Origin of the sequence: Escherichia sp. MOD1-EC5189, from assembly GCF_002966045.1 — a bacterium.
Classification (GTDB): Bacteria; Pseudomonadota; Gammaproteobacteria; order Enterobacterales; family Enterobacteriaceae; genus Escherichia; species Escherichia coli_F.
Map to the genome: position 1 here is coordinate 128,427 of NZ_PTRX01000011.1, position 13,884 is coordinate 142,310.

The following is a 13,884-nucleotide window of genomic DNA, read 5'->3' on the forward strand; positions in this document are numbered from 1 at the left end:
ACCTGCTTTCAAAGGCCAGCCTCGCGCTGGCCTTTTTCTTTTCCAGAGAAATGCCTGATGCGCTACGCTTATCAGGCCCACAACCGCTGTCACATGTAAGTGGATAAGGCGTTCACGCCGCATCCGGCAAAAAAAACCGCCTGCACAATAACATCATTCTTCCTGAACACGTTTTACCCTCAAATCATCACCACGACTGAAACCGATTACACCCACCACACCAGCCAAATATTTGTAATATTTTCATATTATTATTCAGTTTTCACAGCTGTTACATTTCTTTTCAGTAAAGTCTTAATTGCAGATAACTGCGTTTAATCTATGATGATATAACTCAATTATTTTCATGCACTTAAATCATAACTAAGATAAATGTTAGTGTAAGCGATTACACTGATGTGATTTGCTTCACATCTTTTTACGTCGTACTCACCTATCTTAATTCACAATAAAAAATAACCATTTTGGAGGGCATCATGCCTGACGCTAAAAAACAGGGGCGGTCAAACAAGGCAATGACGTTTTTCGTCTGCTTCCTTGCCGCTCTGGCGGGATTACTCTTTGGCCTGGATATCGGTGTAATTGCTGGCGCACTGCCGTTTATTGCTGATGAATTCCAGATTACTTCGCACACACAAGAATGGGTCGTAAGCTCCATGATGTTCGGTGCGGCAGTCGGTGCGGTGGGTAGCGGCTGGCTCTCCTTTAAACTCGGGCGCAAAAAGAGCCTGATGATCGGCGCAATTCTGTTTGTTGCTGGTTCACTGTTCTCTGCGGCTGCGCCAAACGTTGAAGTACTGATTCTTTCCCGCGTTCTGCTGGGGCTGGCGGTGGGTGTGGCCTCTTATACCGCACCTCTTTACCTCTCTGAAATTGCGCCGGAAAAAATTCGCGGCAGTATGATCTCGATGTATCAGTTGATGATCACTATCGGGATCCTCGGTGCTTATCTTTCTGATACCGCCTTCAGCTACACCGGTGCATGGCGCTGGATGCTGGGTGTGATTATCATCCCGGCAATTTTGCTGCTGATTGGTGTTTTCTTCCTGCCAGACAGCCCACGTTGGTTTGCCGCCAAACGCCGTTTTGTTGATGCCGAGCGCGTGCTGCTGCGCCTACGCGACACCAGTGCGGAAGCGAAACGCGAACTGGATGAAATCCGTGAAAGTTTGCAGGTTAAACAGAGTGGCTGGGCGCTGTTTAAAGAGAACAGCAACTTCCGCCGCGCGGTGTTCCTTGGCGTACTGTTGCAGGTAATGCAGCAATTCACCGGGATGAACGTCATCATGTATTACGCGCCGAAAATCTTCGAACTGGCGGGTTATACCAACACCACCGAGCAAATGTGGGGGACAGTGATCGTCGGTCTCACCAACGTACTCGCCACCTTTATCGCAATAGGCCTTGTTGACCGCTGGGGACGTAAACCAACGCTAACGTTGGGCTTCCTGGTGATGGCTGCTGGCATGGGCATACTCGGTACAATGATGCATATCGGTATCCACTCTCCGTCGGCGCAGTATTTCGCTATCGCCATGCTGCTGATGTTTATTGTCGGCTTTGCCATGAGTGCCGGTCCGCTGATTTGGGTACTGTGCTCCGAAATTCAGCCGCTGAAAGGCCGCGATTTTGGCATCACCTGCTCTACCGCCACCAACTGGATTGCCAACATGATCGTTGGCGCAACGTTCCTGACCATGCTCAACACGCTGGGTAACGCCAACACCTTCTGGGTGTATGCGGCTCTGAACGTACTGTTTATTCTGCTGACACTGTGGCTGGTACCGGAAACCAAACACGTTTCGCTGGAACATATTGAACGTAATCTGATGAAAGGTCGTAAACTGCGCGAAATCGGCGCTCACGATTAATCTCATCAGGCTTCCTCCCGTCGTGGAGGAAGCCACCTCTTGCAGTCATCTTTTCTTCGCTCTATCCTCTGCCGCTATGAAAACATCCCGTCTCCCTATTGCCATCCAACAGGCCGTTATGCGTCGCCTGCGGGAAAAGCTCGCCCAGGCCAACCTGAAGCTGGGGCGTAACTACCCGGAGCCAAAACTTTCTTACACCCAGCGCGGAACCTCCGCCGGAACAGCCTGGCTTGAAAGCTATGAAATTCGCCTCAATCCGGTTTTACTGTTGGAAAACAGCGAAGCCTTTATTGAAGAAGTGGTGCCACACGAACTGGCACATTTGCTGGTATGGAAACATTTCGGCCGCGTAGCGCCACATGGCAAAGAGTGGAAATGGATGATGGAAAGCGTGCTGGGCGTTCCCGCTCGTCGTACGCACCAGTTTGAACTGCAATCCGTGCGTCGCAACACCTTCCCCTACCGCTGCAAGTGCCAGGAACATCAGCTTACCGTACGCCGCCATAATCGCGTAGTTCGTGGCGAGGCCGTCTATCGCTGTGTTCATTGCGGTGAACAGCTGATTGCAAAATAACCACCTGAACTATCAGGAACTTTCCTGATCTGGCTGATTGCATACCAAAACAACTTTCGCTACGTTGCTGGCTCGTTTTAACACGGAGTAAGTGATGTACCGTTATTTGTCTATTGCTGCGGTGGTACTGAGCGCAGCATTTTCCGGCCCGACGTTGGCCGAAGGTATCAATAGTTTTTCTCAGGCGAAAGCCGCAGCGGTAAAAGTCCACGCTGACGCGCCCGGTACGTTTTATTGCGGATGTAAAATTAACTGGCAGGGCAAAAAAGGCGTTGTTGATCTGCAATCGTGCGGCTATCAGGTGCGCAAAAATGAAAACCGCGCCAGCCGCGTAGAGTGGGAACACGTTGTTCCCGCCTGGCAATTCGGTCACCAGCGCCAGTGCTGGCAGGACGGTGGACGTAAAAACTGTGCCAAAGATCCGGTCTATCGCAAGATGGAAAGCGATATGCATAACCTGCAACCGTCAGTCGGCGAGGTGAATGGCGATCGCGGCAACTTTATGTACAGCCAGTGGAATGGCGGCGAAGGCCAGTACGGTCAATGCGCTATGAAGGTCGATTTCAAAGAAAAAGCCGCCGAGCCACCAGCACGTGCACGCGGTGCCATTGCGCGCACCTACTTCTATATGCGTGACCAATACAACCTGACACTCTCTCGCCAGCAAACGCAGCTGTTCAACGCATGGGACAAGATGTATCCGGTTACCGACTGGGAGTGCGAGCGCGATGAACGCATCGCGAAGGTGCAGGGCAATCATAACCCGTATGTGCAACGCGCTTGCCAGGCGCGAAAGAGCTAACCTACACTAGCGGGATTCTTTTTGTTAACCCCTACCCCACGCGTACAACCGCGTGGGGAGACGACGCGGATTTTTAACTATGCGTATCCCCCGCATTTATCATCCTGAACCACTGACCAGCCATTCTCACATCGCGCTTTGCGAAGATGCCGCCAACCATATCGGGCGCGTACTGCGCATGGGGCCAGGACAGGCGTTGCAATTGTTTGACGGTAGCAACCAGGTCTTTGACGCCGAAATTACCAGCGCCAGCAAAAAAAGCGTGGAAGTGAAGGTGTTGGAAGGCCAGATCGACGATCGCGAATCTCCGCTGCATATTCACCTCGGTCAGGTGATGTCGCGTGGTGAAAAAATGGAATTTACTATCCAGAAATCGATCGAACTCGGTGTAAGCCTCATTACGCCACTTTTTTCTGAACGCTGCGGCGTTAAACTGGATAGTGAACGTCTGAACAAGAAGCTCCAGCAGTGGCAGAAGATTGCGATTGCCGCTTGCGAGCAGTGTGGCCGTAACCGGGTACCGGAAATCCGTCCAGCGATGGATCTGGAAGCCTGGTGTGCAGAGCAGGATGAAGGACTGAAACTGAATCTTCACCCGCGCGCCAGTAACAGCATTAATACGTTGCCGTTACCGGTTGAACGCGTCCGCCTGCTGATTGGCCCGGAAGGCGGTTTATCGGCAGATGAAATTGCCATGACTGCCCGCTATCAATTTACTGATATCCTGTTGGGACCTCGCGTTTTGCGTACAGAGACAACTGCGCTCACCGCCATCACCGCACTACAGGTGCGTTTTGGCGATTTGGGCTAACGGAGAATAATAATGATCAAGCTCGGCATCGTGATGGACCCCATCGCAAACATCAACATCAAGAAAGATTCCAGTTTCGCTATGTTGCTGGAAGCACAGCGTCGTGGTTACGAACTTCACTATATGGAGATGGGCGATCTGTATCTGATCAATGGCGAAGCCCGCGCCCATACCCGCACGCTGAACGTGAAGCAGAACTACGAAGAGTGGTTTTCGTTCGTCGGTGAACAGGATCTGCCGCTGGCCGATCTCGATGTGATCCTGATGCGTAAAGACCCGCCGTTTGATACCGAGTTTATCTACGCGACCTATATTCTGGAACGTGCCGAAGAGAAAGGGACGCTGATCGTTAACAAGCCGCAAAGCCTGCGCGACTGTAACGAGAAACTGTTTACCGCCTGGTTCTCTGACTTAACGCCAGAAACGCTGGTTACGCGCAATAAAGCACAGCTGAAAGCGTTCTGGGAGAAACACAGCGACATCATTCTTAAGCCGCTTGACGGTATGGGCGGCGCGTCGATTTTCCGCGTGAAAGAAGGCGATCCAAACCTCGGCGTGATTGCCGAAACCCTGACTGAGCATGGCACTCGCTACTGCATGGCGCAAAATTACCTGCCAGCCATTAAAGATGGCGACAAACGCGTGTTGGTGGTGGATGGCGAACCGGTGCCGTACTGCCTGGCGCGTATTCCACAAGGCGGCGAAACCCGTGGTAACCTGGCTGCCGGTGGTCGCGGGGAAGCTCGTCCGCTGACGGAAAGTGACTGGAAAATCGCCCGTCAGATCGGACCGACGCTGAAAGAAAAAGGGCTGATTTTTGTTGGTCTGGATATCATCGGCGACCGTCTGACTGAAATTAACGTCACCAGCCCAACCTGTATTCGTGAGATTGAAGCAGAGTTTCCGGTGTCGATCACCGGTATGTTAATGGATGCCATCGAAGCACGTTTACAGCAGCAGTAACCCACCTTAGCGAGAAGGATCTCGTTGAGACTCTGAGTGACAGCGCCCTTCTTTCCACGCATACTGGGCGCTGTTGCTTTTTTGAACCAGGAAACAGAACCTCTGACAATGAATTTACAGCATCACTTTCTTATTGCCATGCCTGCTCTCCAGGATCCGATTTTCCGTCGTTCCGTGGTCTACATTTGCGAACATAATACCAATGGTGCAATGGGGATCATCGTCAACAAGCCGCTGGAAAATCTCAAAATTGAAGGGATTCTGGAAAAGCTGAAGATCACGCCGGAGCCGCGTGATGAATCAATCCGTCTGGATAAACCGGTTATGCTCGGCGGCCCACTGGCTGAAGATCGCGGGTTTATTTTGCATACTCCGCCCTCCAATTTTGCTTCCAGCATTCGCATTTCAGACAACACGGTGATGACCACTTCCCGCGATGTGCTGGAAACGCTCGGCACCGATAAACAACCGTCTGACGTATTGGTGGCGCTGGGTTATGCCTCCTGGGAGAAAGGTCAACTGGAACAAGAAATTCTCGATAACGCGTGGCTAACGGCCCCGGCAGATCTGAATATTCTGTTCAAAACGCCGATTGCCGACCGCTGGCGCGATGCGGCAAAACTGATTGGTGTGGATATTCTCACCATGCCTGGTGTGGCAGGGCATGCCTGATGAGTGGAACCTTACTCGCCTTCGATTTCGGCACTAAAAGCATTGGCGTAGCGGTCGGACAACGCATTACCGGCACCGCTCGCCCACTGCCCGCAATTAAAGCACAGGACGGTACGCCGGACTGGAACCTTATCGAACGTTTACTGAAAGAGTGGCAACCTGACGAAATTATCGTCGGTTTGCCGCTGAATATGGACGGTACCGAGCAACCGTTGACTGCCCGGGCGCGTAAATTCGCCAATCGTATTCATGGCCGTTTTGGTGTTGAAGTTAAGCTCCATGATGAACGGCTTAGCACCGTGGAAGCGCGCTCCGGTCTGTTCGAACAGGGCGGCTATCGGGCGCTCAACAAAGGTAAAGTCGACTCTGCCTCTGCGGTTATTATTCTCGAAAGTTATTTCGAGCAGGGATATTAAGGCGATTTACTAGCGCACAGATTTCTGACAATGTGCTCGTTGTTTCATGTTGGATGCGGCGTAAACGCCTTATCCAACCTACGGTGAGTGCGAATTCAAAGTTACGCTTCCCTTGTAGGCTCGATAAGCTTGCGCATCGGGCATGTTTACAATTCGTATCAGACATAGCAACGTCACAAGCGCCCTTCTTTCACCCGCTGCTGATAACTCTGCTGAAACGTTAACATCCCCACTTGTTGCCCAGTTTGAATAACATGCGGTAACTGGTGGGTTTTCCCTTCGCGAATCAAATTCCCCACCGCGGGTGTGTTAACCAGCAATTCAAACAGCGCCACGCGTCCTTCCTGTTTATCCACTTCCAGCTTTTGTGACAACACCGCCCGTAAACTACCTGCCAGTTGATTACGCACGGGATCTTTTTCCTGCGCCGGAAATGAATCCACCAGTCGCTCAACTGCCTGCGCCGCACCACGCGTATGTAATGTTGCCAGCACCAGATGCCCGGTTTCTGCCGCCGTCAGCGCCAGACGGATTGTCTCGCTGTCACGCAGCTCTCCGAGCAATATCACATCGGGATCTTCCCGCAATGCAGCCCGCAACCCCGATGCGAACGTCATACAGTGCAAACCAATCTCCCGCTGCTGGATCAAACATCGCTGGCTGGCATAGAGATATTCCACAGGATCTTCCAGCGTCAGAATATGCGCATCGGCATGTTGATTGAGATAGCCAACCATCGCCGCCAGCGTGGTAGATTTGCCGCTCCCCGTCGCCCCCGTCACCAGAATCAGGCCATTCTGGCTCTTGAGTAATTCCGGCAATACCGGTGGCGCACCAAGCTGTTCGAGCTGTGGACAGTGCGAAGGCAACAGCCGTAATGCCAGAGAAATACCTTGCCGTTGCGCGAACGCACTGCCGCGCAATCGCTGGTTTTCCGCCAGCGACACAGCAAAATCTAACTGACCATTCTCCAGCAATATTGCCCGCTGATCGTCATCCAGCCACTCCCGCAATAGCTCTTCCACGTCCGGCGCATCAAACGGCGCAGCTTCCATCCTCCCGCGAATACGCCATCGTGCGGGCCAGGCGCTGCACAGGTGTAGATCCGAGACGTTATGCTTTACACTAAGGGCCACAATTTCTTCCATATTCATACTAAGATCCTCGGAAAATGAACGATATTGCGCATAACCTGGCACAGGTCCGGGACAAAATCTCAGCGGCTGCAACGCGTTGCGGTCGTTCTCCAGAAGAAATTACGCTGCTTGCAGTCAGTAAAACAAGACCTGCGAGCGCCATCGCAGAAGCCATTGATGCCGGGCAGCGTCAATTTGGTGAAAACTATGTTCAGGAAGGGGTAGATAAAATTCGCCACTTTCAGGAACTGGGCGTAACAGGATTAGAATGGCATTTTATTGGCCCGTTGCAGTCTAATAAAAGCCGCCTGGTGGCAGAACATTTCGACTGGTGTCATACCATCGACCGTTTGCGCATCGCCACCCGCCTGAACGACCAGCGCCCGGCAGAACTTCCCCCTCTTAACGTACTGATTCAAATTAATATTAGTGATGAAAACAGTAAGTCCGGGATTCAACTGGCTGAACTGGACGAGCTGGCAGCAGCGGTCGCTGAACTACCGCATTTGCGTCTGCGCGGGCTGATGGCAATCCCTGCGCCTGAGTCAGAATATGTAAGGCAGTTTGAAGTTGCACGCCAAATGGCTGTAGCATTTGCCGGACTGAAAACGCGCTACCCGCATATCGACACGCTCTCTCTGGGAATGTCGGACGATATGGAAGCCGCCATTGCGGCAGGTAGCACGATGGTTCGTATCGGCACTGCAATTTTTGGTGCGCGTGATTACTCTAAAAAATAAGGAATTAAAGGAACGCCATGAATACGTTGACTTTCCTGCTTTCAACGGTCATTGAGCTGTATACCATGGTGCTGTTATTACGCATCTGGATGCAGTGGGCTCATTGTGATTTTTACAACCCCTTCTCACAGTTTGTGGTGAGGGTGACGCAGCCGATTATTGGACCACTGCGCCGCGTTATTCCGGCAATGGGACCGATTGACAGCGCCTCGCTGCTGGTTGCCTATATTCTCAGTTTTATCAAAGCCATCGTGCTGTTTAAAGTCGTGACTTTCCTGCCGATCATCTGGATTGCTGGTTTACTGATTTTGCTGAAAACCATCGGCCTGTTGATTTTCTGGGTCCTGCTGGTGATGGCGATTATGAGCTGGGTAAGCCAGGGTCGTAGCCCGATTGAATACGTCCTGATCCAGCTGGCCGATCCACTGCTGCGCCCGATTCGCCGCCTGCTGCCAGCAATGGGTGGGATTGATTTCTCGCCGATGATCCTCGTTCTGCTGCTGTATGTCATTAATATGGGTGTCGCAGAAGTACTGCAGGCGACCGGAAATATGCTACTACCGGGGCTGTGGATGGCGTTATGAGTGCCGTAACAGTTAATGATGACGGTCTGGTTTTACGGCTTTATATTCAGCCGAAAGCCAGCCGTGATTCTATTGTCGGTTTACATGGCGACGAAGTAAAAGTCGCCATTACCGCGCCGCCGGTTGACGGCCAGGCCAACAGCCATCTGGTGAAGTTTCTCGGCAAGCAATTCCGGGTAGCCAAAAGCCAGGTGGTAATTGAGAAAGGCGAACTTGGCCGCCACAAACAAATTAAAATCATTAATCCGCAACAAATCCCGCCAGAAATCGCGGCGTTAATTAATTAGGTATCCTATGCAAAAAGTTGTCCTCGCAACCGGCAATGCCGGTAAAGTGCGTGAGCTGGCGTCGCTGCTTAGCGACTTCGGTCTTGATATCGTGGCCCAAACAGACCTCGGCGTAGATTCCGCCGAAGAAACCGGCCTGACCTTTATCGAAAACGCGATTCTGAAAGCACGCCACGCGGCAAAAGTGACCGGTTTACCGGCAATTGCCGACGACTCTGGTCTGGCGGTAGATGTGCTTGGCGGTGCGCCTGGGATTTACTCCGCACGTTATTCCGGTGAAGACGCGACCGATCAAAAGAATCTGCAAAAACTGTTGGAAACTCTGAAAGACGTACCGGACGACCAACGTCAAGCGCGTTTCCACTGCGTGCTGGTATATCTGCGCCACGCGGAAGATCCGACTCCGCTGGTGTGCCACGGTAGCTGGCCGGGCGTGATTACTCGTGAACCGGCGGGTACTGGCGGCTTTGGTTATGATCCAATATTCTTCGTGCCTTCCGAAGGTAAAACTGCTGCCGAACTGACCCGCGAAGAAAAGAGCGCCATTTCCCACCGTGGTCAGGCATTGAAACTGCTGTTGGACGCTTTACGAAATGGTTAAATTACCGCCGCTGAGTCTCTACATTCACATCCCGTGGTGCGTGCAGAAATGTCCGTACTGCGATTTCAACTCTCACGCGTTGAAAGGAGAAGTGCCGCACGACGATTATGTTCAGCATCTGCTTAACGATCTGGACAACGATGTGGCTTACGCTCAGGGCCGTGAAGTGCAGACAATCTTTATTGGCGGCGGTACGCCGAGCCTGCTTTCTGGCCCGGCGATGCAAACGCTGCTGGACGGCGTGCGTGCGCGTTTGCCGCTGGCAGCGGATGCAGAAATCACCATGGAAGCGAACCCAGGCACGGTAGAAGCCGATCGCTTTGTTGATTATCAGCGTGCTGGCGTGAATCGCATCTCTATTGGTGTGCAGAGTTTTAGCGAAGAAAAGCTGAAACGACTTGGGCGCATTCATGGCCCGCAAGAAGCGAAACGAGCTGCGAAGCTGGCGAGCGGTTTAGGGTTACGTAGCTTTAACCTCGATTTGATGCATGGGCTACCGGATCAATCACTGGAAGAGGCGCTTGGCGATCTACGCCAGGCTATTGAACTGAATCCGCCGCATCTTTCCTGGTATCAGCTAACCATCGAACCTAATACGCTGTTTGGCTCGCGCCCTCCTGTACTGCCGGACGATGACGCGCTGTGGGATATTTTCGAACAGGGGCATCAGTTATTAACCGCAGCGGGCTATCAGCAGTATGAAACATCCGCTTACGCCAAACCAGGTTATCAGTGCCAGCACAATCTCAACTACTGGCGATTTGGTGACTACATCGGTATTGGCTGCGGCGCGCACGGCAAAGTCACCTTCCCGGATGGGCGCATTCTGCGTACCACCAAAACGCGTCATCCGCGTGGTTTTATGCAGGGGCGGTATCTGGAAAGCCAGCGCGATGTCGAAGCCGCAGATAAGCCGTTTGAGTTCTTTATGAATCGCTTCCGTCTGCTGGAAGCCGCGCCGCGCGTGGAGTTTAGCCAGTATACTGGCCTTTCAGAAGAGGTTATTCGCCCTCAGTTAGACGAGGCTATTGCTCAGGGTTATCTCACAGAATGTGCGGATTACTGGCAGATAACGGAACATGGGAAGTTGTTTTTAAATTCGCTGCTGGAGCTTTTTCTGGCTGAGTAAATTTGTATTGCCGGATGCGGCGTGTACGCAACATCCGGCTACAACTCTTGCGTCATCGCAAAAATTACTTAATCACCCCATTGCGCCGCAATTGTTCGGTATCTTTTTTCCAGCGTTCATTAGCCTGGTTGATATCATCAATTTTCATCAAAATCGCGACTTTTTTACTGTTTATTTCTGAAACTTTCATCGTTAACGGATATTGCCCTTTTTCGAGCGTTATCCAGTCATCCTGCAATTTACGGCTAAGTTTTTGTGATTGCAGAAAAGTCTGTCGCCGTTGTTCGTTGATATCGAAATCTCGCTTCTGCTGAATCGGCACTTCATAACACTCTGCACTCTGTTTATGACATGCCGCAATCGCCGGTTGATAAACCTCTTTGTCATATTTAACCGCGAACGCCTCGCTATCGTTCTGTTTATTAAACTCATCACGCTGTTGGTGAATTTTTTTAAATGCGTCTTCGCGGGTCATTTGCTTACCGTTTGCATCTTTTCCCCAATATGCATCCGCTGCTTTCTGCGCCGCCACCATTTGCTTATCAAGCGCTTTCACTTCCTTTTCCAGCGCAGGAATCGAGTTCTTCTGGGTATTCAACGCTGATTCAAGCTGACTAAAGCGATAATTGAAATCTTCGCTATTCACGATCAGATATTTATTATTCGTTTTGATATCGTCGACCACCCGCCCACGATCGCTGGCTGCCGCCTGAAAAGAGTAAAAGTTCACCGACCAGCCAGACGCGGGCGTTCCTTTACTGGTTAACATCGCCGAGAATTTTACCGGTTTATCTTTCGTCCAGGTCTGTTCGAGCAGTTCGTAATCTGCCAACTGACCGACCCAGGTATAGAGATCGTCACTGGAAGAGACATCGCCTTCCGCTGACCAGGTGGCCTGATTACCCTTAGCATCAAGATTTTTTAAGCTGATGGCATCAAGCTTGAGAATGCCGTGATACTGCTTTTTGAATTGATCTTTTAAGATATTTTCAGTTGGCGGTTCGCCATCTGCCCAGGCATTACCAGTCATCAACATAAGCAGCGCCGTGCCAACAATCCATTGCTTTTTCACCCGAAAACCCTCGCGCGGAATAATTTATTCCGGTGATTATCATTAGGGTGATAAAAATTGGCAATGGACGTGAGTCTGAAGTGAAAAGCCCCGGCACGATACCGGGGCGAGGTGATTAGTACTGATTGAAGAGCTGCTGGATCTGCTGCGGATCTTTGGTTTGCGTCAGAGCCAGTTGCAGCAGAACGCGCGCTTTTTGCGGGTTCAGCGTGCCAGAGGCCACGAAGCCATATTTCGCATCATCCACTTCGGCATCCTGAGTGGTAGCGCCCGTCGGTACGCGGGAAGAACGCACTACTGCAGTGCCGTTTTTCGCGGCGGTCGCCAGAGTGTCGAACACGGATTTATACAGGTTACCGTTACCCACACCAGCGCTGACGATGCCATCATAGCCCGCATCTACCAGTGCTTTAGCCGGAAGATCGGATGCGTTAGCGTAGTTATAAACGATGCCGACTTTCGGCAGTTCATTCAGCTTAGAGACATCGAACGGCGTGTCGCTGGTATGCTTACGTGCCGGGGTACGTTGGTAGTCAATCTTACCGTTGTGAATGTAACCCAGAGGACCGTAGTTAACAGACTTGAAGGTCGCTACGTCGGTGGTGTTGGTTTTGGTGACATCGCGACCGTCCAGTACGGTGTCGTTCATCACCACCAGCACGCCACGATTAGCGGAGGCTTTATCAGCTGCGGTCACTACCGCGTTATACAGGTTGAATGGACCGTCTGCGCTCATGGACGTGGACGGGCGCATTGCGCCGACCATCACCACCGGTTTGTCGCATTTCACCGTCAGGTCGAGGAAGTAAGCGGTTTCTTCCATCGTGTCGGTACCGTGAGTAATGACGAAGCCGTCGGTTTTATCGCAGTCGGTGTTAATTTTTTTCGCCAGTGTCAGCCAGACATCATCGTTCATGTCCTGGGAGCCGATATTCACTACCTGCTCGCCTTTAACGTTCGCAATGTCCTTCAGTTGCGGCACCGCATTAACCAGATTTTCTACGCCAACTTTACCCGCTGTGTAGTTAGATTTGGTTGCGGAGTCACCACCACCGGCAATGGTCCCGCCGGTTGCTAAAATGGTGATATTGGGTAATGCCAATGCTGCACCACTAAAACCCATAACCAGTGCGGCAAGTGCCGTCTTTTTGAAAAACTCCATTTCATTCCTCCAGTTACGTGAACGCTACGCATTATCCCTTAGCTTTGTATGGGAAATTTGACGTTAAACAATTTACAACGTGAATATATTTTGGAGATCTACAAAGTTAGAGGCAGGTAACAAAACGAAGAATTAAACGGCATAAAAAAGGATTATGCCGTCTTAAAATAGAGGATTATTTTAAATTCCCGACCAGGGCTTTGCGACTATCTTCCAGAGTCACAACGCGGCTACAAACATCTTTGCCAAACTGTTGGAAATCTTTTTCCTGCTTTTTCCATTCGGTTTGGATTGAGGATTGCAGACCGCCCAGGCTTCCCAGCACATTCTGTAATGGGTTACCACCGCTTTTCAGCACCGCTTTCGCGCCCATTTCATTAATGCTGTCCTGTAAAATTCCGCCCATTGCCTGATTCACTAATTGCTGGCCTTCGGCGCGAACCTGATCAATGGCTTTATAGTGGAACGTCAGGCCATCGCTGCGCGTTTCGATAATGCGGTTCATCTGCTCTTTCAGTTGCGCATCAAGTTTGGTCAGACGGCTGCGCATTTTGCTGTTTTCGCCCATCTCCTGAACGATAATTTTATCCAGCGCGATACGGGCTTTCTCGACGCGGCTTTTCGCGCCTTCATCAATCCACGGCAGCGTACTACGCAGTTCAGCCTGATAATCCTTCGCCTGCTCGCGCTGGGCGGCGTTCAGGGAATATTGCTTACCGTTATACATCACGTTGCCGTCTGGCGTGATCACCAGATTGCCGTTTTCGCCCTTCACCTGCACGGTTTGCGGGCTGACAATCACATCATCACGCGGCGTGACGCTGCACTGGTAGTCGGCGTGAGCGGTCATTGCCGTCACTGAAAGTGCTGCCGCCAGCAGCATTTTGCGCATCATAGTCTTCCCTCAAGAACAAATCAGGCCAGCATTTGCTGGCCCCAGATTGATAACAAAGTACACGTTATCCATGCCGGATGCGGCGTAAACGCCTTATCCGGCCTACTCGATTGTGCATCTTTCCAGGCCTGATAAGCGTAGCGCATCAGACAGTTTTGCATTTGTCATC

16 protein-coding genes are annotated in these 13,884 nt (G+C 51.5%); 12 read left to right on the top strand and 4 right to left on the bottom strand.

Annotated elements, in window-relative coordinates; all coding sequences use genetic code 11:
• Positions 1–476 precede the first annotated feature (476 nt).
• The 7 genes from galP to ruvX all read left to right on the top strand — a co-directional run bounded on the left by galP (position 477) and on the right by ruvX (position 6,109).
• A complete protein-coding gene (galP, locus tag ATB02_RS12095) occupies positions 477–1,871 on the top strand; it encodes a galactose/proton symporter (protein WP_001352953.1) in 1,395 nt (464 codons plus the stop codon).
• 76 nt (positions 1,872–1,947) lie between these two features.
• Positions 1,948–2,445 (top strand): SprT family zinc-dependent metalloprotease, encoded by a 498-nt coding sequence (locus ATB02_RS12100; RefSeq protein WP_001296359.1) that lies wholly within the window; start codon positions 1,948–1,950, stop codon positions 2,443–2,445.
• Positions 2,446–2,539: 94 nt separating this feature from the next.
• Positions 2,540–3,247, top strand: coding sequence for a deoxyribonuclease I (gene endA / locus ATB02_RS12105; RefSeq protein ID WP_105271640.1), 708 nt, complete (start codon positions 2,540–2,542; stop codon positions 3,245–3,247).
• A gap of 79 nt (positions 3,248–3,326) precedes the next feature.
• Positions 3,327–4,058, top strand: coding sequence for a 16S rRNA (uracil(1498)-N(3))-methyltransferase (gene rsmE / locus ATB02_RS12110; protein ID WP_001222509.1), 732 nt, complete (start codon positions 3,327–3,329; stop codon positions 4,056–4,058).
• A 12-nt stretch (positions 4,059–4,070) separates the two neighbouring features.
• Complete coding sequence (gene gshB / locus ATB02_RS12115; RefSeq protein ID WP_105271641.1) at positions 4,071–5,021, top strand: glutathione synthase; 951 nt, start codon at positions 4,071–4,073, stop codon at positions 5,019–5,021.
• Between the two features lie 108 nt (positions 5,022–5,129).
• Positions 5,130–5,693 (top strand): YqgE/AlgH family protein, encoded by a 564-nt coding sequence (locus tag ATB02_RS12120; RefSeq protein WP_001339287.1) that lies wholly within the window; start codon positions 5,130–5,132, stop codon positions 5,691–5,693.
• Positions 5,693–6,109, top strand: a complete 417-nt coding sequence (gene ruvX, locus ATB02_RS12125) for a Holliday junction resolvase RuvX (protein ID WP_000017111.1) — start codon at positions 5,693–5,695, stop codon at positions 6,107–6,109. The genes ATB02_RS12120 and ruvX overlap by 1 nt, the downstream gene beginning before the upstream one ends.
• Before the next feature lie 173 nt (positions 6,110–6,282).
• Here ruvX and ATB02_RS12130 read toward each other — a convergent pair whose 3' ends face one another.
• On the bottom strand, positions 6,283–7,263 hold the full coding sequence (locus ATB02_RS12130) for a PilT/PilU family type 4a pilus ATPase (RefSeq protein ID WP_105271642.1): 981 nt from the start codon (positions 7,261–7,263) through the stop codon (positions 6,283–6,285).
• Between the two features lie 17 nt (positions 7,264–7,280).
• Between ATB02_RS12130 and yggS the strand changes: the two genes are divergently transcribed.
• Genes yggS through hemW form a run of 5 tightly spaced genes read left to right on the top strand, consistent with a single transcriptional unit; the run spans position 7,281 to position 10,586 of the window.
• Positions 7,281–7,985, top strand: coding sequence for a pyridoxal phosphate homeostasis protein (yggS, locus tag ATB02_RS12135; protein WP_105271643.1), 705 nt, complete (start codon positions 7,281–7,283; stop codon positions 7,983–7,985).
• 17 nt (positions 7,986–8,002) lie between these two features.
• Positions 8,003–8,569, top strand: coding sequence for an osmotic shock tolerance protein YggT (yggT, locus tag ATB02_RS12140; RefSeq protein WP_105271644.1), 567 nt, complete (start codon positions 8,003–8,005; stop codon positions 8,567–8,569).
• On the top strand, positions 8,566–8,856 hold the full coding sequence (gene yggU / locus ATB02_RS12145) for a DUF167 family protein YggU (protein ID WP_001277222.1): 291 nt from the start codon (positions 8,566–8,568) through the stop codon (positions 8,854–8,856). The genes yggT and yggU overlap by 4 nt, the downstream gene beginning before the upstream one ends.
• Before the next feature lie 7 nt (positions 8,857–8,863).
• Positions 8,864–9,457, top strand: a complete 594-nt coding sequence (locus ATB02_RS12150; protein ID WP_001174747.1) for an XTP/dITP diphosphatase — start codon at positions 8,864–8,866, stop codon at positions 9,455–9,457.
• A complete protein-coding gene (gene hemW, locus ATB02_RS12155; protein WP_000239964.1) occupies positions 9,450–10,586 on the top strand; it encodes a radical SAM family heme chaperone HemW in 1,137 nt (378 codons plus the stop codon). The genes ATB02_RS12150 and hemW overlap by 8 nt, the downstream gene beginning before the upstream one ends.
• Positions 10,587–10,650: 64 nt before the next feature.
• Here hemW and ATB02_RS12160 read toward each other — a convergent pair whose 3' ends face one another.
• The 3 genes from ATB02_RS12160 to ATB02_RS12170 form a co-directional block, all read right to left on the bottom strand.
• Positions 10,651–11,658, bottom strand: coding sequence for a DUF1202 family protein (locus ATB02_RS12160; RefSeq protein WP_000745202.1), 1,008 nt, complete (start codon positions 11,656–11,658; stop codon positions 10,651–10,653).
• A 115-nt stretch (positions 11,659–11,773) separates the two neighbouring features.
• The gene (ansB, locus tag ATB02_RS12165; protein WP_105271645.1) at positions 11,774–12,820 is read right to left on the bottom strand and encodes an L-asparaginase 2; all 1,047 of its coding nucleotides are present in this window, start codon (positions 12,818–12,820) and stop codon (positions 11,774–11,776) included.
• Between the two features lie 175 nt (positions 12,821–12,995).
• Positions 12,996–13,715, bottom strand: a complete 720-nt coding sequence (locus ATB02_RS12170) for a DUF2884 domain-containing protein (protein WP_000984793.1) — start codon at positions 13,713–13,715, stop codon at positions 12,996–12,998.
• Positions 13,716–13,884 lie beyond the last annotated feature (169 nt).

What these genes read in the sequence shown, in the direction of transcription:
- galP (WP_001352953.1), top strand. Translation starts at nt 477, where the DNA reads ATGCCTGACGCTAAAAAACAGGGGCGGTCAAACAAGGCAATGACGTTT.
- ATB02_RS12100 (WP_001296359.1), top strand. Translation starts at nt 1,948, where the DNA reads ATGAAAACATCCCGTCTCCCTATTGCCATCCAACAGGCCGTTATGCGT.
- endA (WP_105271640.1), top strand. Translation starts at nt 2,540, where the DNA reads ATGTACCGTTATTTGTCTATTGCTGCGGTGGTACTGAGCGCAGCATTT.
- rsmE (WP_001222509.1), top strand. Translation starts at nt 3,327, where the DNA reads ATGCGTATCCCCCGCATTTATCATCCTGAACCACTGACCAGCCATTCT.
- gshB (WP_105271641.1), top strand. Translation starts at nt 4,071, where the DNA reads ATGATCAAGCTCGGCATCGTGATGGACCCCATCGCAAACATCAACATC.
- ATB02_RS12120 (WP_001339287.1), top strand. Translation starts at nt 5,130, where the DNA reads ATGAATTTACAGCATCACTTTCTTATTGCCATGCCTGCTCTCCAGGAT.
- ruvX (WP_000017111.1), top strand. Translation starts at nt 5,693, where the DNA reads ATGAGTGGAACCTTACTCGCCTTCGATTTCGGCACTAAAAGCATTGGC.
- ATB02_RS12130 (WP_105271642.1), bottom strand. Translation starts at nt 7,263, where the DNA reads ATGAATATGGAAGAAATTGTGGCCCTTAGTGTAAAGCATAACGTCTCG.
- yggS (WP_105271643.1), top strand. Translation starts at nt 7,281, where the DNA reads ATGAACGATATTGCGCATAACCTGGCACAGGTCCGGGACAAAATCTCA.
- yggT (WP_105271644.1), top strand. Translation starts at nt 8,003, where the DNA reads ATGAATACGTTGACTTTCCTGCTTTCAACGGTCATTGAGCTGTATACC.
- yggU (WP_001277222.1), top strand. Translation starts at nt 8,566, where the DNA reads ATGAGTGCCGTAACAGTTAATGATGACGGTCTGGTTTTACGGCTTTAT.
- ATB02_RS12150 (WP_001174747.1), top strand. Translation starts at nt 8,864, where the DNA reads ATGCAAAAAGTTGTCCTCGCAACCGGCAATGCCGGTAAAGTGCGTGAG.
- hemW (WP_000239964.1), top strand. Translation starts at nt 9,450, where the DNA reads ATGGTTAAATTACCGCCGCTGAGTCTCTACATTCACATCCCGTGGTGC.
- ansB (WP_105271645.1), bottom strand. Translation starts at nt 12,820, where the DNA reads ATGGAGTTTTTCAAAAAGACGGCACTTGCCGCACTGGTTATGGGTTTT.
- ATB02_RS12170 (WP_000984793.1), bottom strand. Translation starts at nt 13,715, where the DNA reads ATGATGCGCAAAATGCTGCTGGCGGCAGCACTTTCAGTGACGGCAATG.